The sequence below is a fragment of the Nocardioides sp. Z30_9 genome (assembly GCF_058215735.1).
In genome coordinates this window covers 1,032,928-1,057,237 of record NZ_JBZAJF010000002.1, presented here as the reverse complement: position 1 = coordinate 1,057,237, position 24,310 = coordinate 1,032,928, and the positions used below count along the sequence as shown (strand labels likewise).

At 70.6% G+C, this 24,310-nt stretch carries 27 protein-coding genes; 3 read left to right on the top strand and 24 right to left on the bottom strand.

All coding sequences use genetic code 11. From position 1 onward, the window contains the following. Window positions 1–127: 127 nt before the first annotated feature. Together AC4BGB_RS15790 and AC4BGB_RS15785 are read left to right on the top strand one after the other, a co-directional pair. Window positions 128–694 (top strand): VOC family protein, encoded by a 567-nt coding sequence (locus AC4BGB_RS15790; protein ID WP_490547830.1) that lies wholly within the window; start codon window positions 128–130, stop codon window positions 692–694. After that, window positions 691–1,059, top strand: a complete 369-nt coding sequence (locus AC4BGB_RS15785) for a nuclear transport factor 2 family protein (protein ID WP_490547828.1) — start codon at window positions 691–693, stop codon at window positions 1,057–1,059. Before AC4BGB_RS15790 ends, AC4BGB_RS15785 begins: the two co-directional genes overlap by 4 nt. A 95-nt stretch (window positions 1,060–1,154) precedes the next feature. Here AC4BGB_RS15785 and AC4BGB_RS15780 read toward each other — a convergent pair whose 3' ends face one another. The 20 genes from AC4BGB_RS15780 to AC4BGB_RS15685 all read right to left on the bottom strand — a co-directional run bounded on the left by AC4BGB_RS15780 (window position 1,155) and on the right by AC4BGB_RS15685 (window position 20,596). Next, window positions 1,155–1,940, bottom strand: coding sequence for an IclR family transcriptional regulator (locus tag AC4BGB_RS15780; RefSeq protein WP_490547827.1), 786 nt, complete (start codon window positions 1,938–1,940; stop codon window positions 1,155–1,157). A gap of 49 nt (window positions 1,941–1,989) precedes the next feature. Then, window positions 1,990–3,558: a long-chain-fatty-acid--CoA ligase gene (locus AC4BGB_RS15775; RefSeq protein WP_490547826.1), complete on the bottom strand. Its 1,569-nt coding sequence runs from the start codon at window positions 3,556–3,558 to the stop codon at window positions 1,990–1,992. Continuing rightward, a complete protein-coding gene (locus tag AC4BGB_RS15770; protein ID WP_490547825.1) occupies window positions 3,555–4,688 on the bottom strand; it encodes an alpha/beta hydrolase family protein in 1,134 nt (377 codons plus the stop codon). The genes AC4BGB_RS15775 and AC4BGB_RS15770 overlap by 4 nt, the downstream gene beginning before the upstream one ends. Further along, entirely contained in the window at window positions 4,685–5,263 is a 579-nt protein-coding gene (locus AC4BGB_RS15765; protein WP_490547824.1) for an NADPH-dependent FMN reductase, read from the bottom strand. Before AC4BGB_RS15765 ends, AC4BGB_RS15770 begins: the two co-directional genes overlap by 4 nt. Beyond that, on the bottom strand, window positions 5,260–6,051 hold the full coding sequence (locus AC4BGB_RS15760; protein ID WP_490547823.1) for an ABC transporter ATP-binding protein: 792 nt from the start codon (window positions 6,049–6,051) through the stop codon (window positions 5,260–5,262). Before AC4BGB_RS15760 ends, AC4BGB_RS15765 begins: the two co-directional genes overlap by 4 nt. Next, entirely contained in the window at window positions 6,044–6,853 is an 810-nt protein-coding gene (locus tag AC4BGB_RS15755; RefSeq protein WP_490547821.1) for an ABC transporter ATP-binding protein, read from the bottom strand. The genes AC4BGB_RS15760 and AC4BGB_RS15755 overlap by 8 nt, the downstream gene beginning before the upstream one ends. Beyond that, window positions 6,850–7,965, bottom strand: a complete 1,116-nt coding sequence (locus AC4BGB_RS15750; RefSeq protein WP_490547820.1) for a branched-chain amino acid ABC transporter permease — start codon at window positions 7,963–7,965, stop codon at window positions 6,850–6,852. The genes AC4BGB_RS15755 and AC4BGB_RS15750 overlap by 4 nt, the downstream gene beginning before the upstream one ends. 3 nt (window positions 7,966–7,968) lie before the next feature. Then, a complete protein-coding gene (locus AC4BGB_RS15745; RefSeq protein ID WP_490547819.1) occupies window positions 7,969–8,850 on the bottom strand; it encodes a branched-chain amino acid ABC transporter permease in 882 nt (293 codons plus the stop codon). Between the two features lie 83 nt (window positions 8,851–8,933). Continuing rightward, window positions 8,934–10,184 carry an ABC transporter substrate-binding protein gene (locus tag AC4BGB_RS15740; RefSeq protein ID WP_490547818.1) on the bottom strand — a complete coding sequence of 417 codons (1,251 nt, stop codon included), beginning with the start codon at window positions 10,182–10,184 and terminating at the stop codon, window positions 8,934–8,936. Window positions 10,185–10,450: 266 nt separating this feature from the next. Continuing rightward, window positions 10,451–12,109, bottom strand: coding sequence for a long-chain fatty acid--CoA ligase (locus AC4BGB_RS15735; protein ID WP_490547817.1), 1,659 nt, complete (start codon window positions 12,107–12,109; stop codon window positions 10,451–10,453). A 61-nt stretch (window positions 12,110–12,170) separates the two neighbouring features. Further along, complete coding sequence (locus tag AC4BGB_RS15730; protein WP_490547816.1) at window positions 12,171–12,836, bottom strand: TetR/AcrR family transcriptional regulator; 666 nt, start codon at window positions 12,834–12,836, stop codon at window positions 12,171–12,173. Window positions 12,837–12,934: 98 nt separating this feature from the next. Beyond that, window positions 12,935–13,675 carry a 3,4-dihydroxyphthalate decarboxylase gene (gene phtC / locus AC4BGB_RS15725; protein ID WP_490547815.1) on the bottom strand — a complete coding sequence of 247 codons (741 nt, stop codon included), beginning with the start codon at window positions 13,673–13,675 and terminating at the stop codon, window positions 12,935–12,937. Then, window positions 13,672–14,922, bottom strand: a complete 1,251-nt coding sequence (locus AC4BGB_RS15720; RefSeq protein ID WP_490547814.1) for an NAD(P)/FAD-dependent oxidoreductase — start codon at window positions 14,920–14,922, stop codon at window positions 13,672–13,674. The genes phtC and AC4BGB_RS15720 overlap by 4 nt, the downstream gene beginning before the upstream one ends. Next, window positions 14,919–15,116 (bottom strand): ferredoxin, encoded by a 198-nt coding sequence (locus AC4BGB_RS15715; RefSeq protein WP_490547813.1) that lies wholly within the window; start codon window positions 15,114–15,116, stop codon window positions 14,919–14,921. The genes AC4BGB_RS15720 and AC4BGB_RS15715 overlap by 4 nt, the downstream gene beginning before the upstream one ends. A 13-nt stretch (window positions 15,117–15,129) precedes the next feature. Continuing rightward, window positions 15,130–15,909: a 3-(cis-5,6-dihydroxycyclohexa-1,3-dien-1-yl)propanoate dehydrogenase gene (gene hcaB / locus AC4BGB_RS15710; RefSeq protein WP_490547812.1), complete on the bottom strand. Its 780-nt coding sequence runs from the start codon at window positions 15,907–15,909 to the stop codon at window positions 15,130–15,132. Continuing rightward, window positions 15,906–16,253 (bottom strand): hypothetical protein, encoded by a 348-nt coding sequence (locus AC4BGB_RS15705; protein WP_490547811.1) that lies wholly within the window; start codon window positions 16,251–16,253, stop codon window positions 15,906–15,908. Before AC4BGB_RS15705 ends, hcaB begins: the two co-directional genes overlap by 4 nt. Next, complete coding sequence (locus AC4BGB_RS15700) at window positions 16,250–16,837, bottom strand: 3-phenylpropionate/cinnamic acid dioxygenase subunit beta (RefSeq protein ID WP_490547810.1); 588 nt, start codon at window positions 16,835–16,837, stop codon at window positions 16,250–16,252. Before AC4BGB_RS15700 ends, AC4BGB_RS15705 begins: the two co-directional genes overlap by 4 nt. Further along, window positions 16,834–18,237 carry an aromatic ring-hydroxylating oxygenase subunit alpha gene (locus tag AC4BGB_RS15695; RefSeq protein ID WP_490547809.1) on the bottom strand — a complete coding sequence of 468 codons (1,404 nt, stop codon included), beginning with the start codon at window positions 18,235–18,237 and terminating at the stop codon, window positions 16,834–16,836. Before AC4BGB_RS15695 ends, AC4BGB_RS15700 begins: the two co-directional genes overlap by 4 nt. Window positions 18,238–18,423: 186 nt before the next feature. Continuing rightward, window positions 18,424–19,671 carry a CaiB/BaiF CoA transferase family protein gene (locus tag AC4BGB_RS15690; protein ID WP_490547808.1) on the bottom strand — a complete coding sequence of 416 codons (1,248 nt, stop codon included), beginning with the start codon at window positions 19,669–19,671 and terminating at the stop codon, window positions 18,424–18,426. 40 nt (window positions 19,672–19,711) lie between these two features. Further along, window positions 19,712–20,596: a hydroxymethylglutaryl-CoA lyase gene (locus AC4BGB_RS15685; RefSeq protein WP_490547807.1), complete on the bottom strand. Its 885-nt coding sequence runs from the start codon at window positions 20,594–20,596 to the stop codon at window positions 19,712–19,714. 98 nt (window positions 20,597–20,694) lie between these two features. Between AC4BGB_RS15685 and AC4BGB_RS15680 the strand changes: the two genes are divergently transcribed. Beyond that, window positions 20,695–21,687 carry a phosphotransferase family protein gene (locus AC4BGB_RS15680; protein WP_490547806.1) on the top strand — a complete coding sequence of 331 codons (993 nt, stop codon included), beginning with the start codon at window positions 20,695–20,697 and terminating at the stop codon, window positions 21,685–21,687. A gap of 2 nt (window positions 21,688–21,689) precedes the next feature. On the opposite strand, the gene AC4BGB_RS15675 is transcribed toward AC4BGB_RS15680, so the two are convergent. The 4 genes from AC4BGB_RS15675 to AC4BGB_RS15660 are packed head-to-tail and all read right to left on the bottom strand — an operon-like array spanning window position 21,690 to window position 24,276. Further along, window positions 21,690–21,986 (bottom strand): putative quinol monooxygenase, encoded by a 297-nt coding sequence (locus tag AC4BGB_RS15675; protein WP_490547805.1) that lies wholly within the window; start codon window positions 21,984–21,986, stop codon window positions 21,690–21,692. A 54-nt stretch (window positions 21,987–22,040) separates the two neighbouring features. Then, window positions 22,041–23,231 (bottom strand): acyl-CoA dehydrogenase family protein, encoded by a 1,191-nt coding sequence (locus tag AC4BGB_RS15670; protein ID WP_490547804.1) that lies wholly within the window; start codon window positions 23,229–23,231, stop codon window positions 22,041–22,043. Further along, complete coding sequence (locus AC4BGB_RS15665; protein ID WP_490547803.1) at window positions 23,228–23,623, bottom strand: DUF6285 domain-containing protein; 396 nt, start codon at window positions 23,621–23,623, stop codon at window positions 23,228–23,230. The genes AC4BGB_RS15670 and AC4BGB_RS15665 overlap by 4 nt, the downstream gene beginning before the upstream one ends. After that, a complete protein-coding gene (locus AC4BGB_RS15660; RefSeq protein ID WP_490547802.1) occupies window positions 23,623–24,276 on the bottom strand; it encodes a carboxymuconolactone decarboxylase family protein in 654 nt (217 codons plus the stop codon). Before AC4BGB_RS15660 ends, AC4BGB_RS15665 begins: the two co-directional genes overlap by 1 nt. Window positions 24,277–24,310 lie beyond the last annotated feature (34 nt).

Below are 24,310 nucleotides of genomic sequence, written 5' to 3'. Positions count from 1 at the left end.
TCGATGGCCGACCGTTCTCACGAGGGCTACTTAGCGGACGCTAACTATTGACAGCGCCGAACACCTGTGACTATCGTCACCGCCAGGGTGCGAGGTTGCACACGTCACACACGTCAAGGAGAGACCCATGGCAAACACGGAATTCGAACTCGGTGGGCTCTGCCACCTCGCGCTGGTCTGCGAGGACATGGAGCGAACGGTGGACTTCTACACCAACGTCCTCGGCATGAAGCTCGCCAAGACCATCGCCATGAGCAACGGCGGCCAGCACTTCTTCTTCGACATGGGCCACGACGAGTACATCGCGTTCTTCTGGTTCCCCGGCGCGCCCAAGCGGGCCCCGGGCATCGCCTCGGCCGCCGAGCTGCCCGGCATCGGCGACATCGTCACCGCGCACGGCTCGATGAACCACGTCTCCTTCAAGGTGCCGCTGGAGAAGTTCGACGAGTACAAGGCCAAGCTCGACGCCAAGGGCGTCAAGACCGGTCCGGTGCTCAACCACGACGAGAGCGAGCGCGGCATCTCCGCGGAGCTGCACGACGGCGTCTACGTCCGCTCGATGTACTTCTTCGACCCCGACGGCATCCTGCTCGAGTTCGCCGCATGGACCCGCGCCCTGACCCCCGAGGACGTCCGCCACGCCCCGATGACCAAGGACGGCGTCCCCGCCGGATCCGTCCCCGTGCCTGCATGAGCGAGATGCTCGCGTTCGCGGACCGGTTCTTCGCCGCGGTCTCCGGCGGTGACATCGAGGCGGTCGACAACCTCTACCGCGACGACGCCACCATCTGGCACAACTACGACCTCGTCGACCAGACCAAGGCCGAGAACCTCACCACGCTGGGGAGCATCCCCGAGCGCTACGAGAGCTTCGAGTACGCCGACGCCCGCACCGTCGAGGTCGACGGCGGGTTCCTGCGCCAGCACGTGATCCGTGCCGGCCGCAACGGCAAGCTCGCAGTCGTGCCCGCGATCCTGCGGGTCTACGTCGAGGACGAGAAGATCACCCGGATCGAGGAGTACTTCGACCGAGGACAGCTCACCTCTGCGCTGAGCTGAGACAGACACCGGCAGAACCGAGGCCCTGCTGATCCGCGAGGATCGGCAGGGCCTCGTCTGCTTCCCGGCCCGGGCCCGTAGGCCGGGCCGCCGGCTCAGATGAAGTACGCGGCGAGCTTCCCGGCCGCGCGGGTGAGCTCGTCGGAGATCTCCGCGCGCGTCACCTCGGTCATCCGCCCTGTGGGGGTCGCGACGTTCAGGGCGTAGCGGGCGCCGGCGTACTCACCGAGCGGCACCGAGACCGACGCCACGCCGTCCTCGCTCTCCTCCATGCTGACGGCGACCCCGGTACGCCGGGCCTCCTCGACCTGGCGCAGCAGCACCGAGCGCTTGGTGATCGAGTGGGGCGTGAGCTTCGGCAACCGCTCGGAGGGGAACAGCGCCACGATCGCCTCGTCGTCGAGCATCGTGAGCAGGGCCTTGCCCGAGGAGGTGCAGTGCGCCGGCATCGTCATCCCGAGCCGGGAGCCGACCCGCACGGCGCGGGTGCTCTCCACCGCGTCGACGAAGGTCACGGTGCTGCCGACGAGCCGGCCCAGGTGCACGGTCTCCCCCAGGCTGGAGGAGAGCTGCTCGAGGAACGGGTGCACGCGGGCGCGCACGTCGGCCTGGCGCAGGACCGCGAACGCGATCCCGGTCAGTGCCGGGCCGGGCTCGTAGGCGCGCGACCCCTCGGCCTGCCTGACGAAGCCGCGGTACTGCAGCATCGCCAGCAACCGGTGCGCCGTGGAGGACGCCACCCCGAGGTACTCGCTGACGTCGGTGAGCCGGATGCTGCGTCGCTCGGCGAAGAGCCGCAGGATCCGCAGCGCGTTGTCGACCGACTCGATCGGGTACTGGGGCCGAGGGCCGTGCTCGTCGTCGGTGTTCGCGTTCGCCACGACCGCAGCGTAACGATCCGAGACCGGCGTGGGGGTACGACGCAGCCGCTCAGCTCTCGCTGAGCCGCTCACGCAGCACGCCCTTCACGAGCTTGCCGGAGGCGTTGCGCGGCAGCGAGTCCAGGAGCACGAGCTCGGTCGGGAGCTTGTAGCGGGCCAGCTGGGCACCGGCCCAGGTCCGGAGCGCCTCGATGTCCAGCGGGTCCGCACCGGCCTTCAGCGCGACCACGGCCACCGGGGTCTCGCCCCAGACCTCGTGGCTGCGGCCGATCACGGCCACCTCCGCGATGTCGGGGTGTCCCGCCAGCACGTTCTCGACCTCGGCGCAGTAGATGTTCTCCCCGCCGGAGATGATCATGTCCTTGGCGCGGTCCACGACGTAGAGGAAGCCGTCCTCGTCCATCCGGACCAGGTCGCCGGAGTGGAACCAGCCGCCCGCGAAGGCCTCGGCCGTCGCCTCCGGGTTGTTCCAGTAGCCGAGCATCGTGCCAGGCCCCCGGTAGACGATCTCGCCCACCTCGCCCGGAGCGACGTCGCGCATCTCCTTGTCCACGATCCGCACCCAGACGCCGGGCGCGGGACGCCCGATCGACCCGAGCTTGCGCAGCGCGTCCCTGCCCTCGAGCACGCAGGTCACCGGCGACATCTCGGTCTGCCCGAACAGGGCGACGTTCGAGGACCCGGGGAACAGCCGGCCCATCTCCCGCAGCAGCGTGTCGCTGGCCGGCGCCGCGCCCCACCCGGTCACCCGCAGCGCGGACAGGTCCCTGGGCGCGCGCGCCTGCTCCTCGCACACCGCCTGCCACTGGGTCGGCACCATGAAGCACGAGGTCACCCGCTCGCGCTCGATCAGGTCCAGGGTGGTGGCCCCGTCGAACGCCCCCGTCGGCAGGATCACCGAGGTCGCGCCCATCATGATCGCCGGCGCGGTGGCGCCGATCGCGCCGATGTGGAACAGCGGCGAGGTGCACAGGTTGACCTCGTCGCGCATCTCGAACGCGAACGCGGTGAGCAGGGTCGCGCACTGGGCGGCCAGGTTGTGGTGGGTGAGCACCGCGCCCTTGGGCCGCCCGGTGGTCCCCGAGGTGTACATGATCAGCGCCGGCAGCTCCTCGAGCAGGTCCAGCTCGGGGGCCGGCTCCCCGCTCTCGGCCAGCAGCTCGTCGTACGCCGTGCCGACGCCGTGCGGTGACGCGCCGGCATCGACGATCTCCACCACCGGCAGCCGGTCACCGGCGGCGGCCGCGCCCGCCGCTGCCGTGCCGGCGTCGACGAAGAGCAGCGCCGAGCCGCTGTCGCCCAGGATGTAGTCGATCTCGGCCGCGCTGAGCCGGAAGTTCAGCGGGACGGCCACCGCCCCGAGCCGGTTCACCGCGATCAGGATCTCGATGTACTCCAGCCGGTTGCCCAGAAGCAGCGCGACCCGGTCGCCCTCGCGCACCCCACGCCGAGCCAGCGCACCCGAGAGCGCGAGCACGCGCTCCTCCAGCTCGGCCCAGCTCAGCTCCCGCCCGGCGCACTTCACCGCGCACCGGTCCGGCCGCTCGAACGCGTGCCGGGCGACCTGGTTGACCCAGTGCTGGCGACGAGCCCGCGTGAGCGCGTCCGCGTCCGTCACCCCTCGCCCCCCGAGAAGCGCGTGCTCACCCAGTGCGCGACGACGTCGGCGACGTCGCCCCGGGCGTGGGCGGGCTCGGCGAAGTAGTGGTCCCCGGGCATGTCGATCCGCTCCTTGTCGGTGCTCCCGATCGCGGCGAAGATCCGCTCTGCGTCACTGGGGAAGACTCCGGTGTCGGCCTCGGGGTTGACCACCAGCGTGGGCACGGTGATCTTGGCCAGGTGCGGCTCGGCGCGGGTCTGGGACTCCTCCAGGCTCCACATGTTCAGCCAGTTGCGCAGCGTGGTCTGGCCACCGATGCCGCGCTCGCCCCGGTTGGCCTCCTCGGTCGGGCCGCGGTAGCACCAGCCCGGCTTGCGGCTCGACGGGTCCAGGGTCGGGTCGACCATGCGCGGGTCGGCCCAGGTCCGGGACACGCTGAAGTACCGGTCGTGGTAGCCGGCGGTGGTGACCCGGTCGAGCTCGTCCTTCGCCCACGCGGTGATCCGGTGGTTGCGGGCCACCTGGGCGGCCCGGTAGCGGGCGACGAACTCCTCGGAGTACGGCGGTCCGTTCTCAGGGTTGAACAGGTCGAGGTCGGGATCGGTCGCGAGCGGGTCGAGCTCGTCGAGGACCGAGGCGTCCATCCAGTCGGTGAGCACGTCGGGACGGCCCAGGTGCGCGGCCATCGAGATGTAGCCGTCACCGGCGATCAGCTCGTCCACGCCGGGCGCCGGCTCCATGTCGCGGGCGGGGCGGATGCACGGCTCCACCGCCTGGGACTGGTAGGCCGCCATCAGCGAGCCGCCCCCGGAGTTGCCCAGGAGGATCACCTGGTCGACCCCGGCCTGCTCCTTGAGCCAGCGCACGCCGACCCCGATGTCGACCAGGGCCTGGTCGAGGTTGAACAGCCACTCGTAGCCCCGGAACCGGGTGTTCCACCCGAGGAAGCCGAGGCCGCGCGCGGCGAGGAGCTCGGCGAGGTAGTGCTCGGAGAAGTCGATCTGGTAGTGCGTGGCGATGACCGCGATCCTCGGGCGCTCCCCGGCCGGGGAGTGGTACAGCCCCTGGCAGGGGTGGCCACCGGCGCCGGCGCGCGGGGCACCGGGCGAGGCGCTGCTGACGAACTGGCGATCGATCGTGCTGCTCATCCGAGGACCTCCTGGGCCTGGTTGATCCGGGCATAGCGCTTGAGCCCGTCGAAGATGGAGGCGAGCCGGTCGATGGCGACCTCGTCGGTCAGCCGGCCCTCCTCGTCGAAGGCCGCGTCGGCGAAGCTCAGGATCAGCTCCGGCCCCGCCACCACCGGGGACTGGGAGAACAGGAACGTCGCGCGCAGGTCTAGCTGGCTGCGCGCGGTGCCCAGCCGGCCGGGCGAGGCACCCATCACGGCCACCGGCATCCGCTGCAGCACGGATCCACCCAAGGGGAGGGAGAGCCAGTCCAGCGCGTTCTTCAGCACGCCCGGCACTCCCCCGTTGTACTCCGGGGTGACGATCAGGAGCGCGTCCGCCGCGGCGACCTCCGCCCGCATCGCCTCGACCCCCGCCGGGCAGTCCACGAGCAGGTCCTCGTTGAACAACGGGATCTCCGGGAGCAGCCCGGTGATGTGGACCTCGATGTCGGCCGGCGCCAGCTGCTTCGCGGCACTCAGCAGCTTGCGGTTCACCGATCCCTCACGCAGGCTGCCCGCGATCCCCCAGACCTTCAACGGCTCGGCGCTCACAGGGCACCCCCCAGGTAGGCAGCGATGACGCGCTCGTCGCGAGCCACCTCGGCCGGGGTGCCCAGCGCGATCCGCTGGCCGAAGTCGAGGGCGCAGATGCGGTCGGAGATGCCCATCACCATGTGCATGTCGTGCTCGACCAGCAGGATCGCGACGCCGAGGTCCTTGTTCACCTGCTGGATGGCTGCGGCCATCTCCGCGGTCTCGTCGAAGTTCATCCCCGCCACCGGCTCGTCGAGCATGATCAGGCGCGGCTCCATCGCCAGCACCCGCGCCAGCTCGATCCGCTTCTGGGTGCCGTGCGGCAACGGGCCGACCGGCTCGTCGAGCAGGTGCACGATGTTGAGCAGGTCGGCGTACTCGCGGACCTTGACGGCCGCCTCACGCTCCTCCTTCAGCGAGCGCCCGACCCGGACCATGCAGGCGATCGGGCCGCTGCGCATGAAGTTGTGCCGCGAGAGCAGCAGGTTCTCCTCCACCGTCATCGCGGGGAAGACCTCGACGTTCTGGAACGTGCGCGCGATCCCCTTGCGGGCCACGACGTGCGGCTTGAGGCCGAGCAGCTCGTCCCCGGTGAAGCGCACCGAGCCCGACTGCGGCCGGTAGACCCCGGAGATGCAGTTGAACAGCGACGACTTGCCGGCCCCGTTGGGGCCGATGACCGAGAACAGCTCGCCCTCGCGGACCGAGAAGCTGACGCCGTCGATCGCCTTGACCCCGGCGAAGCTGAGCGAGATCTCCTCGACCTCGAGCAGGTCGGGCTGGTGGTGGGTGGTCGGGTCAGGCATGTGTGCCAGCTCCTTCGGCGCGAGGTCCGGTGCCAGTGGGGGCCACTCCCAGGTAGAGCGAGATGATCTCGTCGTCGGCACGGAGGTCCGCTGCGAGACCCTCCTTGACCACGCGACCGTGCTCGAGGATGTAGCCGTGCTGTGCGATCGAGAGCGCCATCGCGGCGTTCTGCTCGACGAGCAGGATCGAGGCTCCCTCGGCGTTGATCGCCAGGATCACGTCCCGGACGTTCTCGACGATCTTGGGAGCCAGGCCGAGGCTCGGCTCGTCCAGCAGCAGCACCGAGGGCTGGGACATCATCGCCCGCCCGATCGCGAGCATCTGCTGCTCGCCGCCGGAGAGGTAGCCGGCCTTGCGGTCCAGCAGGGCGTGCAGGGCCGGGAAGTGGCTCAGCACCCGTTCCCGCACCTCGTGCGCCTCGGCCTTCTTGTACCTGCGTATGTAGGCCCCGGAGGCCAGGTTCTCCGCGACGGTCAGGTCACCGAAGACCTGCCGGCCCTCCAGCGCCTGGGCCAGGCCGCGGCGTACCCGCGAGGACGGGCTCTCGGTCGTGACGTCCTCGCCGAGCAGCCTGACGCTGCCCGACGTGACGACCGCGCCGTGCGTTCCCAGCAGCCCGGACACCGCGCGCATCATCGTGGTCTTGCCGGCGCCGTTGGGGCCGAGGAGCGTGACGATCTCGCCCTTCGGCACGGTCAGGCTCACGTCGGTCAGCGACGTGTTCGCAGCGCCGTACCGGACGCTGAGACCCTCGACGGCCAGGGCCGGGGCCTCGGCGGAAGGGGTGGGTGTCGGGTTCACTGGGTCGCCCTTTCTCGACGTGCGCGGACCGCGGCGAACGCCCTGCGGAACATCTGGTTGAGGCCGCGCGGCTCGAAGATCAGCACCAGCACGATCACCAGCCCGTAGACGAACTGGGACAGCAGCGGCGCGGTGATGCCGCCCTCGACCTTGGCGTCCTGGGAGATGCCCGGGACGAAGGTCGCGAGCCAGTTCACGACCTCGGGGATCGCCTTGAAGAAGAAGGCGCCGAGGACCGCACCGGAGATGCTGCCCAGGCCGCCGATGACGACCATGCAGATGATGTCCACGGAGAGCATCAGCGACCACTGGGTGGAGGAGATGAAGCCCATGTACCCGGCCAGCAGCGCACCGGAGAGACCGGCGAAGGCCGAGGAGATCGCGAAGGCGACCACCTTGGTGCTGGTCACCGGGATGCCGGCGACCCCTGCGGCGATGTCCCGGTCCCGGACGGCGAACATGGCGCGGCCCAGGCGGGAGCGCTTGATGTTCCAGGTGAGCAGTACGACGACGGCCAGGACGGCGAGGATGAAGTACCACCACGCCTGGAACAGGGTGAACACCTGGGTGTCACCGCTCCAGTAGCCGTCGAGCAGGTTCTGCCCGTTGATCTCGACCGCGGCGGCCGTGCGGCCGCTGCCGCCGCCGGTGAAGCTGGTCCAGGTCTCCCAGACGTAGAGGCCGATGAACACCAGCGCCAGGGTGGCGACCGCGAGGTAGAGCCCGCGGATCCGGACCGCGATCGGTGCGAAGATCGCGCCGAAGACGCCCGAGATCAGGGCGGAGGCCGGCAGCCAGATCCACCACGGCTGCTCGAGGTCGACCCCGAGCCAGGCTGCGGAGTAGGCCCCGATCGCCATGAAGGCGGCCTGGCCCATCGAGATCTGGCCGGCGAAGCCCATGATCACCTGCAGGCCGACCGCGCTGATCGCGGCGATCAGCGCGAAGACGCCGATGCCCATCCACTTGTCGGAGCCGATCACCAGGGGGGCGACCAGCAGCACGACGGCCCAGGCCAGCAGGCCCCAGGGACGACGCCGGGGGCGGAGCGCCGCGAGCGACTCCGCGGCGGGAGCGCCCTCGACGCGTTCAGGATTGATCGTGGCTGACATCTGTCACACCCTTTCGATGCCGCGGCTGCCGAAGAGCCCGTACGGTCTGACTGCCAGGACGACGAGCATCAAGATGTAGGGCAGGACCTCGTGGAGCTTGCCTCCGCCGAAGTCGGCGAGGTAGCCCGAGCCGAGGACCTGGATGAGCCCGACGAGGAGTCCGGCGACGACGGCGCCGAGCAGCGAGTCCATCCCGCCGATCACGATCGCCGGGATGGCGACCAGGGCGACGTGCGCCATCGAGGGCGAGACGACCCTCGGGAACGAGGCCAGGAAGATGCCGGCGACGACGGCCAGGGACGCGGCGATCGCGAAGGAGAGCGCGAACATCCTGCCCACGTTGATCCCCTGGGCGAGCGCGGCCTCCTGGTGGCTGGCCGTGGCGCGCAGTGCCAGGCCGTAGGGCGTGCGCCGGAAGAAGAGGGTGAGCAGGGCCAGCACGGCCAGCGAGCTCACGATGGTGACGATGCCGCTCCAGGTGAGCACGACGCCGCCGATCGTGGTGGTGCCGCCGCCGACGGGGCCGGCGGAGTCCTTCGACCCGATGCCCCAGATCATCAGCACCAGGGCGTGCACCATGACACCGATGCCGAGCGTGGCCAGGACCACGACGGTGACCCCGTGCCCGATCAGCTTGCGGAGCAGGACGGCCTCGACGACCAGTGCCAGCAGGACGGTCGCCACCACCGCGACGATGAACGCCAGCCAGTACGGCATGTGCGGCATCATCGCGAGCACGAGGTAGGCACCCAGGGCAACGAACTCGCCGTGGGCGAAGTTGAAGGTTCCCGAGCCCTTGATCATGATCACGAACCCGAGCGCGATCAGGCCGAGGACCATCCCGAGGGCGAGCCCCTGGAAGGTCAGTTGCAAGAAGAGGGTCATCTGTCTGTCTGCTCCCGTGTGAGTCGAAGGACTGAGCAGTGCGGGGCGCACGGCAGGTTCACCGCGCGCCCCGCACAGTGGAATCAGAAGCCGTTCTTCTCGCCCCACGCCTTGGAGACGTCAGCGGCGGCGAACTCGGTGATCGGGGTCAGCTGGCCGTCGGCCTCGACCTTGTTGATCCGCGAGTTGTAGCTCACGATCTGGCTGCCGTTGCCCAGGTCGATGGGCGGGGTGATGCCCTGGTAGTCGACCTTGAGGTCCTTCATCGCCTTGATGACGCCGGCGCGGGTCAGGTCCTTGTCCTCGCACGCCTTGGTCAGGGCGGCGATCACGGTGTCGCCCATCATCCAGCCGGCGACCTGGAAGTTGTTCGGCTTCGACTTGGGCGCGTACTTCGCGATGGCTGCGTCGAGGGCCTTGATCCCGGGGACGTCGTCGCTGAGGCCGCCGTAGCCGCCGGAGACGTAGAAGTCGTCGAGCAGGCCCTTGAGCGGGACGGCCAGTGCGGCGGACCAGGCGCCGGAGTCGGCGATCCAGGTCGGCTTGAAGCCGAGCTGCGCGGCGGTGCCGACGAAGCCGGCGGTCTCGCCCACACCGTTGCCGAGCACGACGACGGTGGCGCCGGACTTCTTCAGGTCGGAGACCTGGGCGGTGTAGTCCTTGTCGGTGGGTGCGTAGGTCGGTGTGGCGACGACCTCGACGCCGGGGGTGCCCTCGGCAGCGAACTTGACGGCGTCCATGTAGACCTTGCCGAAGTCATCGGTGCTGGCGACGATGCCGACCTTGATCGGGTTGCTCTCGCTGGCCTTGGCCTGCTCGGCGGCCCAGACGAGACCGTTCATCAGCTCGACCTCGAAGGTCGGGAGCGTGACGTAGACGTCCTCGAGGGAGAGCGTCGTGGTGTTCAGGGAGCCCGCCAGGGTCGGCATGTCGTCGCGGGCGATGTTCTCCTTGACCGCGTTGATCGACGCGGTGCCGATCACCTGGCCGAGCATCACGACGTCGTTGGCGTTGGCCCGGTAGACCTGGGTGGTCTGCTGCGCGTCGTACTTGGTGTCGCCCTTGACCGCGACGAGCTTGCGTCCGCAGATCCCGCCCTCGGCGTTCTTCTCCTCGAGCTTGACCTCGAGCCCGAGCGAACCCGACGTGGCCGCCTCGGCGATCGGACCGGAGTAGTCGGTCAGGATGCCGACCTTGATCTCCTTGGCGGAGACGCCGGGACCCATCTTGACCCCGTCCTTGGCCTCGGAGCTCCCGGAGGAGGAATTGCCGCAGGCGGTCAGCGTCAGGAGGGCGCCGGCGGCGAGCGCAGCCGGGATCGTCTTTCGCAACATCTGGTGGTGTCCCTTCAAACTGTGATGTGACTCACGAGCGTGGTCGGGTGGAAGTTGAACATCCGCTAAGTGGGAAGTCAAGTTCTTCTTAGCGTTCGCTAGGCATCCGAATATAACGATTTGCTGAGCGTCGACTGAACCACTTGGTTCGCTGTGCAGAAGTTGCTTCTGCCGAACACGAGGACCGGCTGCTCAGCGGTTCGAGCAGCCGTTCGGTGGCGGTGGTGCGGGGGTCCTGGCCGGCCCGGGAGGGCGGGCCGCGTGCCCTAGAGGGTGCGGACCTCGAGGCTCGCGTCGGCGACGAGCGTGCGCATGGCGCGCTTGTCGAACTTCCCGACGCTGGTCAGCGGCAGCGCGTCGAGCAGCACCCAGCGCTCGGGGATCCACCACTTCGGCACGGCCTCGAGCAGGGCGGTCCGGAGCTCCTCGAGGGTGACCGCGGCCCCGGGCCGCAGCACGACGAGGGCACACGGACGCTCGTCCCAGCGTTCGTCCGGTACGCCGATGACGGCCGCCTGCGCGACGTCGGGATGCTTGGCGATCTCGAGCTCGAGGTGTACCGAGGAGATCCACTCGCCCCCGGACTTGATCACGTCCTTGGCCCGGTCGGTGAGGTTCACGTAACCGAGCGGGTCGAGGGTGCCGACGTCGCCCGTGCGCAGCCAGCCGTCGTGGAACTTCTCCGGCGCATCGGTGCGGTAGTAGGAGTCGGCGATCCAGGGGCCGCGCAGCTCGAGCTCCCCGACGGTCTCGCCGTCGGCGGGCAGCACCGTCCCGGTGTCCGGCTCCACCAGCCGGATGTCGACGCCCGCCAGCACCCGGCCCTGCATGCCCGCACGGGTCTCGGGGTGCGGGTCCTCCTCGGGCCGTGGCGGCCGGTTGAGGGTCACCAGCGGCGACGTCTCGGTCATCCCCCACCCCTGGAGCGCCTCCACGCCGTAGCGGTCCCTGAGCCCCGAGCGGAGCGTCTGCGGGATGGGGGCGCCGCCGAGGATCACCCGGTCCAGGGACTCCAGGTCGCGGTCCGGGTCGGCGTCGAGGTGGCTGAGGATCTCGTTCCACACCGTCGGCACGCCGTTGGAGTAGGTGGGCCGGTACTTGCGCACGGCCTCGACGACCGTCGCCGGGTCGACGCTCTTGTTGCACAGCAGCAGGTCACCGCCGGCCCAGAAGTTCGCGTAGGGGTAGCCCCAGGCGTTCGCGTGGTACATCGGCACGATGATGTAGCCGCAGTCCCGCGAGCTGAGGGCGACCGCGTTGGCCGTGCACAGCGACAGTGCGTGGATCCAGATCGACCGGTGGCTGTAGGCGACGCCCTTGGGGTCCCCGGTGGTGCCGGTGGTGTAGCACAGGGTCGCCGCAGCACGCTCGTCGAGCACCGGCCAGGCGAACTCGGTGGGCTGGGCGTCGACGAGTGCGCCGTACCCGATCGACTCCGCGGCGAGTCCGGCCAGCGAGCCGTGCTCCCCCGACCCCACCACGACGACCGCCCGCACCGTCGGCGTCCGGTCGGCGATCGCCGCGACCTGGTCGACGAACGCGGCATCGACCAGCAGCACCTCGTCGCCGGCATGGTTGATCGTGAACGCGATCTGCTCGGCGGAGAGCCGTGGGTTGATCGTGTGCAGGAGGCCGCCCATGGCGGGCACGGCGTAGTAGGCCTCCAGGTGCTCCCGGGTGTTCCAGAGCAGCGACCCGACACAGGTTCCCTCGGTGACCCCGAGCTCGCGCAGCCCGTGGGCGAGCGCAGCCGCCCGGCCGGCGAAGTCACCGAAGCTGATCGCGGACTCGTCGGCGCCGACGGTGCGGATCGTCCGGTCGCCGTGCCAGGTGGACCCGTGCCGCAGCAGCTGGGTCACGGTCAGGTCGCCGTGGCCGATGTTGCCGGGGACGAACCCGCGGTCCGCAGTGCTGGCGGTGCTCATGGTGCCTCCAGTCGGGCGTGGTGAGGAAGGGCCGGTGGCGGCCGGGATGCGGAGCAGGGACCTACGGTCGGGCGAGGCGGCGCGGTGCTCCGAGCAGGGCGAGACTCAGGTCGACGTACCGGGCGGCGACGTCCTGCGGGGGCAGCGGACCCGAGGTCACGTACCAGCGCGCGATCGCCTGGAGCATCCCGAGCAGCGCCCGGCTCGCCTCCTTCGGGTCGGCCACCGCGAACACACCCTGGTCGAGGCCGCGTTCGATGACCTCCAGGGTCATCAGCTCGTTGCGCTTGCGCAGGTCGGCGTACGTCGCCCGGGCCTCCGGGCTGAGGTAGCGGTACTCCGAGTCCAGCGCCGCGAGGCGGGCCCGCACGGTCAGGTGCAGCACGATGCTCTCGACGAGGTTCGTCATCTGTTGCAGCACGTCGTCGCCGGCCTCGGCGATCGCCGCCTCACCACGGGGCAGCAGGTCCCCGATCGCCGCCTCGAGCACGGCCGCGAGGATCGCCTCCTTGTTCTCGTGGTGGTAGTAGAGCGCCGGCACGGTGACCCCGACACGGTTGGCGATGTCACGCACCGTGGTGCCGTGGAACCCGTGCTCGTAGAACGCCTCGCTGGAGTGCTGCAGGATCGGGCTCAGCTCGACGGGGCGGCAGTCTCGCCAGTCGACCGGGCCGGGTTCGGCCACGTCGGCGTCGGCCGCCGGGCCGGGATCGGATGGCGCAGTCATGGAGATCGGTGTCCGCTCTGCCCCGAGGGGCGGTCGAGGCGTGTTCTGTGTCCGTGGGCCGAGGGGCCGCAGGATCAGCACTTTCTAACGAACGTACGCTAAGTGACCGGGCCCTGCTGCGCAACGATCCTCGCCAGCTCGTGGCGCCAGGCGGCACCGAGGTTCAGCCCGTTGCCCACGTCGGGGAGGTCGGCCAGGTCGTCGGGGCCGATCGGTTCCAGTGTCCCACCCGCGGCGGCCACCTGGAGCGAGAGCGAGGCGATCGTCGCCACCGACAGGGCCTGGAGCACCGCCTCGGGCACCGACGAGGCCACCGAGGTCAACCCGTGCCCGCGCATCACCACGACCGGCCGTTGCCCCAGGGAGTCGGCGAGCGCGTCCCCCAGGGCGGCGGTGTGCACCAGCACCGAGCGCGGGTGGACCGGGACGCCGCCGGCCGCGAGCTTGGCCCCCGGGATGTCGAAGGCCCCCACGATGGGCCGGATCGAGAGCCCGGCCAGGTCCGCGGCGACCACGTCACGCGGGTGCGCGTGCACCACGCAGGTCACGTCGGGCCGCCGGCGGAGCACGGCCGTGTGCAGCGGCAGCTCGAAGGGGACGGTGTGCTCGTCCAGCTCGCCTGCGGCTCCGGGCCTGCCGTCGAGGTCGACCAGCCGGATGTCCTCGGCAGTGGTGAACGCCAGACCGCGTTCCCGGGGGCCGCGGCAGCGCACCAGGAGCAGGTCGTCGTCCACCCGCACGCTGATGTGCCCGAGGATCCCGGGGGCCAGGTCGCGCGCGGCGAGCACCCGGCAGCCCTCGGCCACCTCCTCGCGCAGCTGTGCCAGCGTCGCGCTCATGCCGACACCGCCGTCCCGGCCGGCTGGCCGGCCGGCCGGCTGCCCGACGCGCCGCCCAGCTGGTCGAGGAGCGTCTGCACGGAGCTCTGGGCAGCCACCGCACCGCGCAGCCGGACCGAGGCCTTGGGCCAGTTCACCGTCATCCCGCCGGTGACGTGGCCGTCGTCGTCGGACCAGAGCGCGGCCAGGCGGAACGGGTCGCCCTGCTCGAGCACCTCGGGCGCACGCCGCGGGTCGCGGGTGCCGGCGAGGTGGATCCTCCAGTCGTACTGGTCGCTCCAGACGAAGCCGACCGGGTCCAGCGACCGTGGCTCCTGGGGCCGGACGATGTTGTGGGCGACGCACCCGGCCTGCTCGGTGGCGTTGGTCCAGTGCTCCACGCGCTCGGCCCGGCCGAGGCGGGGCTGGTGCCAGCGGGCGACGTCACCCACGGCGTGGATCCCGGGACAGCCGAGGACCCGGCCGGAGTCGTCGCACAGCACCCCGTCGTCCAGGACCGCACCGGAGCCCTCCAGCCACCCCAGGTCGAGCTCGGAACCGATCCCGACCAGGACCGCGTCGGTGTCCACCGTCGTGCCGTCGGAGAGCCGGGCACGCAGCCGAGGACCGGTCCGGCTCAAGTCCGTGACGACCGTCCCGAACCTGGTGTCGGCCCCGTGACGACGGTGCAGCGCGGCGAGCCGCTCGCCGAGCACGTCGCCGACCACGCGGCTCATCGGGATGGGGGCCGGGTCCACCAGCGTCACGGCGATGCCGTGCCCGCGAGCCAGCGCGGCCACCTCCGCCCCCACGAAGCCGGCACCGACGACCAGCAGGTGCTCGGCGGTGCGGAGGTCGGCCCGGAGCGCGCGTGCGTCCTCGACCGTGCGCAGCACGTGGACGTGCGGGTCCACCCAGGGCGCGGGGCGCGGCGTGAGCCCGGTGGCGATCACGAGCGTCTCGTAGCGGAGCCTGTCGCCGTCCTGCAGCACGACCTCGGAGGTCGCCACGTCGAGCGCCGCGGCCCGACGGCCGAGGACGAGCTCGATCCCGAGCTCCTCGGCCTGCGCGTGGGTGATCAGCGGCACGAGCGCGTCGTCCTCGACCGGGGCCTTGGAGAGCGGGGGCTTGTCGTAGGGCACCTCGGCCTGCGCGTCGAGCACGCGCACCGTCCCGGCGTACCCCTGGGCGCGGAGCTCGCGGGCGGTGGCCACCCCGGCGACCGAGGCGCCGACGACCAGTACGCCGGAAGCCGCCGCCCGGCTCACTCGTCCTCCAGCCATAGCGCCGAGACGGGACAGCTGCGGGCAGCCGCTCCGACCCTGGCGACCTCCTCCGGGGCGATGCTCGTCCGGAGCAGGACGACGGTGCCGTCGTCGTCGAGGTCGTAGACGTCCTCCGCGCCCACGACGCAGTTCGCGTATCCCTGGCACGCGTCCAGGTCGGCCCTCAGCAGTGCCATCGGACTTCCTCTCTCATCCCTTGATCCCCATGCCGCCGTCGGAGTGGACGACCCGTCCCGAGATCCCCCGCGCCCGGTCGGAGGCCAGGAACACGTAGCTCCAGGCGTGGTCGTCGCCGGAGAGCGCGACCCCGAGCGGGTTGCGAGCCGCCAGCTCGGCGGCCCGGTCCGGGCCGTCGAGACGCTGCTCGGTGAGACCCAGCGAGCTGAGCCCCTTCAGGTCGGTGGCCAGGGTGCCTCCCGGCGCGACCCCGTTCACCCGGACCTCGGGGGCCAGCTCGTGGCCGAGCGTCGTCACCAGGCCGCGCACCGCGAACTTCGAGGCGACGTAGAGGGTGCCACCGCGGCCGGGGTAGTACGCCGAGGTCGACTCGGTCAGCACCACGTTGCCACCGCTGGCCCGCAGCGCCGGGATCGCCGCCTTGACGCTGTGCAGGTGTGACTTCACGTTGACGCCGAACATCTCGTCGAACGCGTCGTCGAGGTCCGCCGCGTCGATCTCGGCCAGGGGCCGGTAGAAGTCGAAGATCCCCACGCAGGTGACCAGCACGTCGAGCCCGCCGAAGGCCTCCACCGCGGCCGCGACGGCGGCGTCGTTCGCGGCGGCCGTGGTCGCGTCGCCGTGGACGACCACCGCGTCGGTCTCGGCCCGCAGCCGCTCGCACTTGTCGGCGTCGACGTCCAGCACCGCGACTCGTGCGCCTTCGGCGGCGAACGCGGACACCACGCCGCGGCCGATCCCGGAGCCGCCCCCGACGACCAGCGTGCGCTTGCCCTCCAGCCAGCCGCTCACGCGCGGGGCTCCCCGGGCTCGTCCGGCTCGTCGGCCTCGTCCGGCTCGTCCGGGAGCAGCGGGGCGAACGGGTGCCCGACCATCGCGGACAGCGTCGTCGGGTTCTGCCAGGTGAGGGCCTCCATCTCGAGCGGGTCGAGCGTCACCCACTGCCCGGACTTCGTCGACTCCACCAGCAGCCGGGCCCCGTTGCGCGTGAGCACCTTGGAGACCCGCACCGTGGAGAACTCGTTGCCGATCGTGAGCGGCTCGCCCTCGGTCTGCTCGGCCAGGCTGCTCCGGTCCGAGGCCGCCCGGGCAGCGGCGACGGCGTCCTCGGCCTCGCCCTCCCAGGAGAGCTTCACAGGAAGATCGCCAGGTTCTGGGTGCGCAGCACCGACTCGTCCACCGCGATGTGCCTGCGGGCCAGCAGCCAACGGTCGCCCTCACGCCGGAGCAGGTCGGTGCGGCCGGCCGAGATCAACGAGGGCTCGTTGACGTCACCACGGCTGCGGAACAGCAGCACGGCCGACTCGACGACCAGCTCGTCCGGCACGTCGGTGGCGAAGGTGCGGACGTTGGAGAGGTGGTGCCGGATCCGCGAGGGCGGGTCCTCGGTCCAGGCGTGCTCGGTCTGGAACCGCGCGACCCGCCGGCTCAGGGAGTACTTGTCCTCGTCGAAGTGCGCCATCCGCCTGGCCGTGTCGTAGCCGGTGCCCAGCGCGGTGGTCACCTTGATCGGCATGAAGTAGTGGATGTCCTCGGCCAGCACGTCGAGCCAGAGGTCGTAGTCCTGGTGGTCCAGGAGGTAGGCCTCCTCGACCAGCCAGCGGTGCGCCAGCAGGTGGCGGGCGTCGTCGAAGGCCAGGGAGGCGCCGACCGCCTCGGTCCTCGAGGCGTCCTGGCCCAGGGGCGAGGAGTCCGACCGGATCGGGATGTGGGTGGTCACAAGCACGCCTCCGGCACCTTCGCAGCGGCGTCCTGGCCCGGCATCCCGACGATCGTCGGCGCACTGGGCACCGGCTGCCGCTCGAGGTGGTCGGCCCACTCGGCCAGCAGCGCACGCTGGTTGTACTCGCCGTACCCGACCCTGGCCACACCCGGCCCGGCGAACTCCTCCGCGCTCAGCGGCGCCACCACGGGGGTGTCGTCCTTGAGCAGCCCCATCCGGCCGTTCAGCAGCAGGTTGCGGGCCATCGTGCCGGCCGCGGTGTTGGTCAGCGAGACCCAGTTCTCCACGTCGTCCTGCTCGAACATGCCGGTGCTGCCGAAGCACATCAGGTAGGCCTTGTAGGACAGCTTCTTGAACTCCTCCGGCGCCTCCTTGTCCACGACGAACCAGGACACGACCTCGGTCTCGTTCTCGCTGATCGGCTGCCACTGCCGCAGCGAGATGAACGGCACCACGTCGTCGGAGTCACCGACCTTGGGCCAGTTGTGCACCAGGCTCAGGTTCGGGAACACCGAGGCCGCCGAGATCATGAAGCCGTCCCTGCCGATGACGTCGAGCTGCTCGGCGGACCACTGCTGCTTCATCCGCTCGATCATCTCCGCGGGGTAGCCCACGTAGGCGATCCGCTCCTCCAGGGTCCCCGGGGGCAGCTTGTACGTCGTACCGCCTCCGCGACCGGCCCAGTAGGTGTTCCCGTCCTTGCGCTTCTCGGCCTTCGGCTCCCGGAACAGGCCGATCTCCACGACGCTCGTGTGGGTCTGGGGGGTGTGGTACATGTCGCCGGCGAAGTTCTCGGCGCCGATCTTCCAGTTGGCCTTGACCCGCCACCGCTGGGGGCCGAGCACCTCGACGCCGCTCGCGCTCTGCCTGGTGTAGTAGTCGAGGTAGAAGGCGAAGTCACCGAGGTAGTCCCGCAGCGGCATCGCGTCAGGGTCCATCGAGACGAAGACGAGTCCGTTGATCGAGTCCAGGTTGGGCGCGGGCACCAGCCGGGCGCCCTTCTTGGCGAACCCCTCCTCACCGCCGTACGCCTCCTTGTGGAAGGGCAGCCCGACGATCCGGCCGTCGTTGCGGTAGGACCAGCCGTGGTAGGGGCAGCGGAAGTGCGAGGCGTTGCCCTGCTCGGCCCGACAGACCTGCATGCCGCGGTGCAGGCACATGTTGAACATGGCGTGGATCGTGCCGTCCTGCGCGCGGCTGACGATGAACGAGTTGTCCATCACCCGGCGAACCACGTAGTCGCCGACGTCAGGGATCTCGGACTCGTGGGCGACGAACATCCAGGCTCGGCCGAAGAGGCGCTCCTTCTCCGCGGTGAAGATCTCCGCGTCGTTGTAAATGTGCGCCGGCAGCATCCCCCGCCGCACGTGCTCGAGGACCTCGGGCAAGTCGCTCATCTGACTCCACTTCGCTCAGTAGTTCTGGATAACAGAGCCATATTCTGCAAAACAGAACCAGGGGTGTCAACCAGGGCCGGACCGGCCGGAGAACGCAGATGGGCCGGACCCGCGGTGGCGGATCCGGCCCAGGGGCGGAACGACGAGGGCGCGGCGCGGATCTGCGCGCGGCACCCTCGGGTCGGGTCAGTCGGTCGACTGGAACGTGACCCCGGCCTCCTCGAGGCGCTCCCAGTGCTCGTCGTCGACGCCGGCGAGCGAGCCGAGGACGTCCCGGGTGTGCTCACCGAGGGCAGGACCCGCCACCGGCGCGCCCGGGACGGTCCGGGAGAACTTCGGAACCACTCCTGCTGCCGGGACCTCGAGGCCGAGCTTGTTCACCATCCGCACGACCATCTCCCGCGCGGCGAAGTGCGGGTCGCTGAGCATGTCGGCCGCGGTGTAGATGCGCCCGGCCGGGACGCCGTGCCTCTCCATCGTCGCGAGCAGCTCGTCGGCCGGGATCGCACCGGTCCAGGCCCCGATCAGGTCGTCGAGCTCGGCCATGTTCTCCCCGCGGGCGGCATGCGTGGCGAACCGGGGATCGGTCGCCAGCTCCGGGCGGCCCATCGCCTCGCAGAGCCGGCCGTAGACGGTGTCGGCGTTCGCCGCGATCAGGACCTCGGCGTCGTCCGCGGTCGGGTACACGTTCGAGGGGGAGACGCCCGGGAGCACCGAGCCGGTCCTCCCCCGGGTGACCCCGGCGAGCTCGTGGTCGGCCATGGTCGACTCCATCAGGGCGGCGACGGCCTCGTAGATCGCGACGTCCACCTCCTGGCCACGGCCGCTCACCGAGCGCTCGTGCACCGCGGCAAGGGTTCCGATCACCGCGAACAGCGCGGCCAGCGAGTCACCGAGGCTGATCCCGCTGCGCGTCGGCGGCAGCTCGGGGTTCCCGGTGGTGTGCCGGATCCCGCCCATCGCCTCGCCGATGCTGCCGAAGCCGGCATCGGTGGACCGGGGACCGGTCTGGCCGAACCCCGAGACGTGCACCATGATCACCCGCGGGTTGATGGCGGAGAGGTCGTCGTACCCCAGGCCCCACTTGGCCAGGGTGCCCGGCCGGAAGTTCTCCAGCACGATGTCCGCCTCGGCCACCAGGCGCCGGATCAGCTCCCTGCCGTCGGGCTGGCGCAGGTCGATCGCGATCGACTTCTTGTTCCGGGCGATCACCGGCCACCAGAGGCTCTCCCCCTCCAGGTTGATCCCCCAGCGCCGCATCGTGTCCCCCGAGCCGACCGACTCGACCTTGAGCACCTCGGCGCCGTAGTCGCCGAGCAGCTGCCCGGCGAAGGGTCCGGCGATGAAGCTTCCGAGCTCGATGACGCGCAGCCCGCTCAGGGGGCCCGTGGTCCCGCTTGGGGTTCCGGGCGTCGGGGAGGTGGTCGTGTCCATCCCAAAATTGTACACAATGTGGGAAGGTTGGTGGTGATCGTCAACCAGGAAAGGCGCCGGCGCGAGACAGCTGTCCCGGCACCGTGTCACCGAGCACCCCACCGAGCCAGACCGCAGTCTCCATCACCTGGGCGAGGTCCACCCCGGTCGCGGCGCCGCTGCGCTCCAGCAGGTAGACCAGGTCCTCGGTGGCGATGTTGCCGGTCGCGTCGGGGGCGAACGGGCATCCGCCGATGCCGCCCGTGGAGGAGTCCAGCGCGTGCACCCCGGCGGCGACGGCCGCGATCGCGTTCGCGTACCCGGTGTTGCGGGTGTTGTGGAAGTGGCACCTCAGCTGGACGGAGGGCGCCACGACGGCAGCCTGCTCGAGCAGGCTGGTCACCTGTGCCGGGACACCGACGCCGATGGTGTCGGCGAGGGCGACCTCGTCCACGCCGAAGTCGGCGACCTGGCGCACCAGGTCGATCACGTGGGCCTCGGGGACCTCGCCCTCGAAGGGGCAGCCGAAGGCGGCTGCGATCGTCACCGACAACATCAGTCCGGCGTCGCGGGCGTCCTGGGCGAGGGAGCCGACCGTCCGCACCGAGTCCGCGACCGACATCCCCTGGTTGCGCTGGCTGAACTCCTCCGAGGCCACCACCACGCAGTTGACCTCGTCCACCCCGGCCGCCACCGCGCGGTCGAAGCCGCGCCGGTTCAGCACCAGCCCGATGTAGGAGACGTCGTCGCGCCGGGGGACGCCGGCCATCACCGCCTCGGCGTCGGCCATCTGCGGCACCCGCCGGGGGTGGACGAAGCTGGTCGCCTCGATGCGCCGCAACCCGGCTGCGATGCTGCGTTCCACGAGCTGGATCTTGTCCTCGGTGGAGACGAGCACGTCCTCGTTCTGCAGGCCGTCCCTGGGCCCGACCTCGATGATGTGCACGATGTGGCCTTTCAGTCAGGAGCGCGGTGCGAAAGCTGGCGTGATTGCATACACTCTAGGCCGGTTCTCGGCCCTGCACACAACCACGGAGGTATCCGGTGACACACAGCCCCGCCAGCGCCGCCGCTGACGACCTGGGCGTCCGGCTCCGTGCGGCGCTACGACGTAGCACCGGCGACGACACCCTCGAGGTCTCCGACCTGAGCCGGCTCCCTGCCGGGGCGTCGCGACACACCTGGCTGTTCTCGGTCGAGGGCGAGCAGACGGCGCCGGCCACCCTGATCCTGCGGCTCGACGCCCCCGGGTCCGTGGAGACCGAGGCGATGGGCCGCGAGGCCGGGCTGATGGTCGCGGCCGCGGAGGCCGGCGTGCCCTCGCCCGGGATCATCACCTCGAGCACCTCCGAGGACGACCTCGGGGCGGCGTACGTCGTGATGGAGCGGATCCTTGGCGAGTCGATCCCGCGGCGGATCCTGCGCGACGCGGAGTACGCCGGCGCCCGCGAGCTGCTCGCCGGGCAGTGCGGCCAGATCCTCGCCCGCCTGCACCGGATCCCGATCGAGGCGGTGCCCGGCCTCGAGGAGCGGGACCAGCTCACCGAGTGGCAGCGCGCCCTCGACCGGACCGGACAGCCGCACCCCGCCTTCGAGCTCGCCTTCCGCTGGCTCGAGGAGAACCGGCCCGACCCGGTCCCCGCCCGCGTGGTGCACGGCGACTTCCGCAACGGCAACTTCATCGTCGGTCCTGAGGGCGTGCGCGCGGTCCTCGACTGGGAGCTCGCCCACCTCGGCGACCCTCTGGAGGATCTGGGCTGGCTGTGCGTCAAGGCCTGGCGGTTCGGCGAGCAGCCCGAGGTCGGTGGCTTCGGGACGATCGACGACCTCGTGGCGGCGTACGAGGCGGAGAGCGGCACCATCGTCGACCGCCGCGCCCTGCACTGGTGGCAGGTCATGGGCACGCTGAAGTGGGGGATCATCTGCATCGTCCAGGCCGAGCGGCACCGCTCGGGAGCGATGCGCTCGGTCGAGCTGGCCACCATCGGGCGGCGTGCCGCCGAGACCGAGTGGGACCTGCTCCAGCTGCTGGGCTGAGCTCAGCGACGCGTGGTCGAGGAGACCTCGTGGATGCGCACGTCGCGGCCCTGGATCCAGTCGACCGCCTTGGCCGCGAACGCCTGGTAGTGCTCGGTGGCGAGGTGGCGGCTGAACGCCTCCATGTCCTCCCAGTGCTCGACGAAGACGAACCTGGAGGGGTTCGAGACGTCCCGGGAGCACTCGTAGGACAGGTAGTCGGGCTCGGTGCTGGTCGCGAGCACGAGCTCACGCACGTTCGTCGCGAAGTCGTCCTCGGTCCCTGCCCGGCAGGTCATCCATGCTTCGATCACGATCATCGTGGTGCTCCTTCTTCCTGGCGCCCGCGAGGGCAGTGATGGTGGTGGCGTGGCTCAGCGGAGCCCGAACTCCCAGCTGCCGCCCTTGCGGTACTCGCTGAGGATCCTGCGCCCGACGCTCTGGATGTGCACCTCGTCGGCACCGTCGTAGAGGCGGGCGAAGCGTGCGGTCCGGTACATGTGCGAGAGCGGGGTGTCCTCGGTGAGCCCGGCCGCGCCGTACACCTGCAGGGCACGGTCCACGACGTCGTGGAGCATGTGCGCCCCGAAGACCTTGACCGCACCGATCTCCACCCGCGCCTGCTCCCCCTGGTCCATCTGCTCGGCCGCCTTGAGCGTGAGCAGCCGTGAGGCCTGGATCTGGGTGTAGGAGTCGAACACGTGCTGCTGCATCAGCTGCTTGTCGGCGAGCGGGCCACCGAAGGCGACGCGCTCGTTGAGCCGGGTGCACATCAGGTCGAAGGCGCGCTGCGCCTGGCCGAGCCAACGCATCGCGTGGAAGATGCGGCCGGGACCGAGACGCTCCTGGGCGATCACGAAGCCGTGACCGCGCTCGCCGAGGATGTTCTCGGCCGGGACCCGGACGTCGTCGTACTGCACCTCGTAGTGGCCGCTGTCGATGCCGAGCACCGTGGTGTCGCGCAGGATCCGGTAGCCGGGGGTGTCGGTCGGGACGATGATCATGCTGAACGCCTGGTGCGTCGGGGCATCGGGCTCGGTGCGGCACATCACGGTCGTGTACGCCGCCTTCGCGGCTCCGGTCGTGAACCACTTGGTGCCGTTGATGACCCACTCGTCGCCGTCGAGCACCGCAGCTGTCTCCAACGCGGTCGGGTCGGAGCCGGCGACGTCGGGCTCGGTCATCGCGAAGCTCGGCGAGATCCGGCCCGCGACCAGCGGCTCGAGGTAGGCCTCGCGCCACCTCGGGCTGGCGTGCTTGTGCAGCATGATCGAGTCCTGCAGCGTCCAGGTGCCCAGGGCGAGCTGGCCGTACTCGCTGCGTCCCTGCACCTCGTTGATGTAGACGTAGTCGAGGAACGGCAGCCCTCCCCCGCCGAGCTCGGCAGGGTGGCCCAGCGCCCACAGGTTGCGCTCCTTGGCCTCGGCCTGGAGGCCCGCAAGGAGGGTGTCGGCCTCCTCGCCACCGGCGTGCAGGACTGCCTCGTTCGGCTCGACCCGGTCGACCATGAACCGGTAGACCTCGTCGCGCAGCGGGCGGATGTGGTCGGGGACGGCGAAGGTCACGCGTGCTCCTGGAGGTAGGCGGGGTTGGCGACCCGCAGCTTGGCGGCGACGTCGGCGGCGATCGCCTCGGTGAGGTCTGGTGAGCGGTGGTCGAGCTCGCCGCTGCGGATGGCGGCAGCGAGGGCCGTGTCGTCGGCGTAACCGAGGCCGGAGAGGCGGGCGGCATGGGCGCGGACGTCGGCGCCGTCCTGCTCGAGCTCGCGCTCCACGATGGCCAGGGCGTTCGCCGCCACGCGGGTGTGGAACCGGGTCGCGCCGGTGACCTGGTCGGCCACCACGTCCTGGAGGAACTCCCGGACCGCGGCGACCAGCTCGACGGCCGTCGGCACGTCGTGCAGGCCGAGCAGGCTGCCGCCCTCACCTGCCTCCCCAGCCTCGCCCGCGCCGGTCATCAGGCGTCTTCGTCGAGGCTGATCGCGGCACCGAGGTCGAAGCCGGTGAAGCCCTCCGGCGAGGCGACCTCCACGATCGGCTCCTCGCGGTCGTCGAACTCCAGGCGCAGTGCCTTGCTCATCACGGCGTGCATGTCGTAGAGGCAGGTGATGTAGGTCAGCTCGAGCAGCACCTCGTCACCGAGGTGCTCCTTGAGGTACTCGAAGGTGCCGTCGTCGACGCGGCCGCCGTCGCCGACGAGGCAGTCGGTGTAGGCCAGCACCGCACGCTCCAGCGGGCTGAACAGCTCCGAGACGCCCCACGAGGCGACCGCCGCGATGCGCTCCTCGCTGACCTTGAGGGAGCGCAGCGCCTTGCAGTGCTGGGAGAACACGAACTGGCTGCCGCGCAGGTAGCCCGCCCGGGTCTGGCCGAGCTCACGCAGCACCGGGTCCAGCTGGCGCACCGGGCTCCGGTAGAGCCCGAAGCCGCGGACCGCGTGCTCGAAGATGTCCGGGACGAGCGCGAACACGGTCCACCAGTTGCCGGGGGTTCCCGCGGAGGTGCCGGGCTGGGCCACCGGGTCGCGGTCGCTGCCGAAGAGCTTGTCGTACATGGCGAGCACGACGTCGGACTGGACTTCGGACCTGGGCACCTGGCGCAGACGTGGCACGGGGTATGTCTCCTTCTTCGATGAGCCGGGCGAC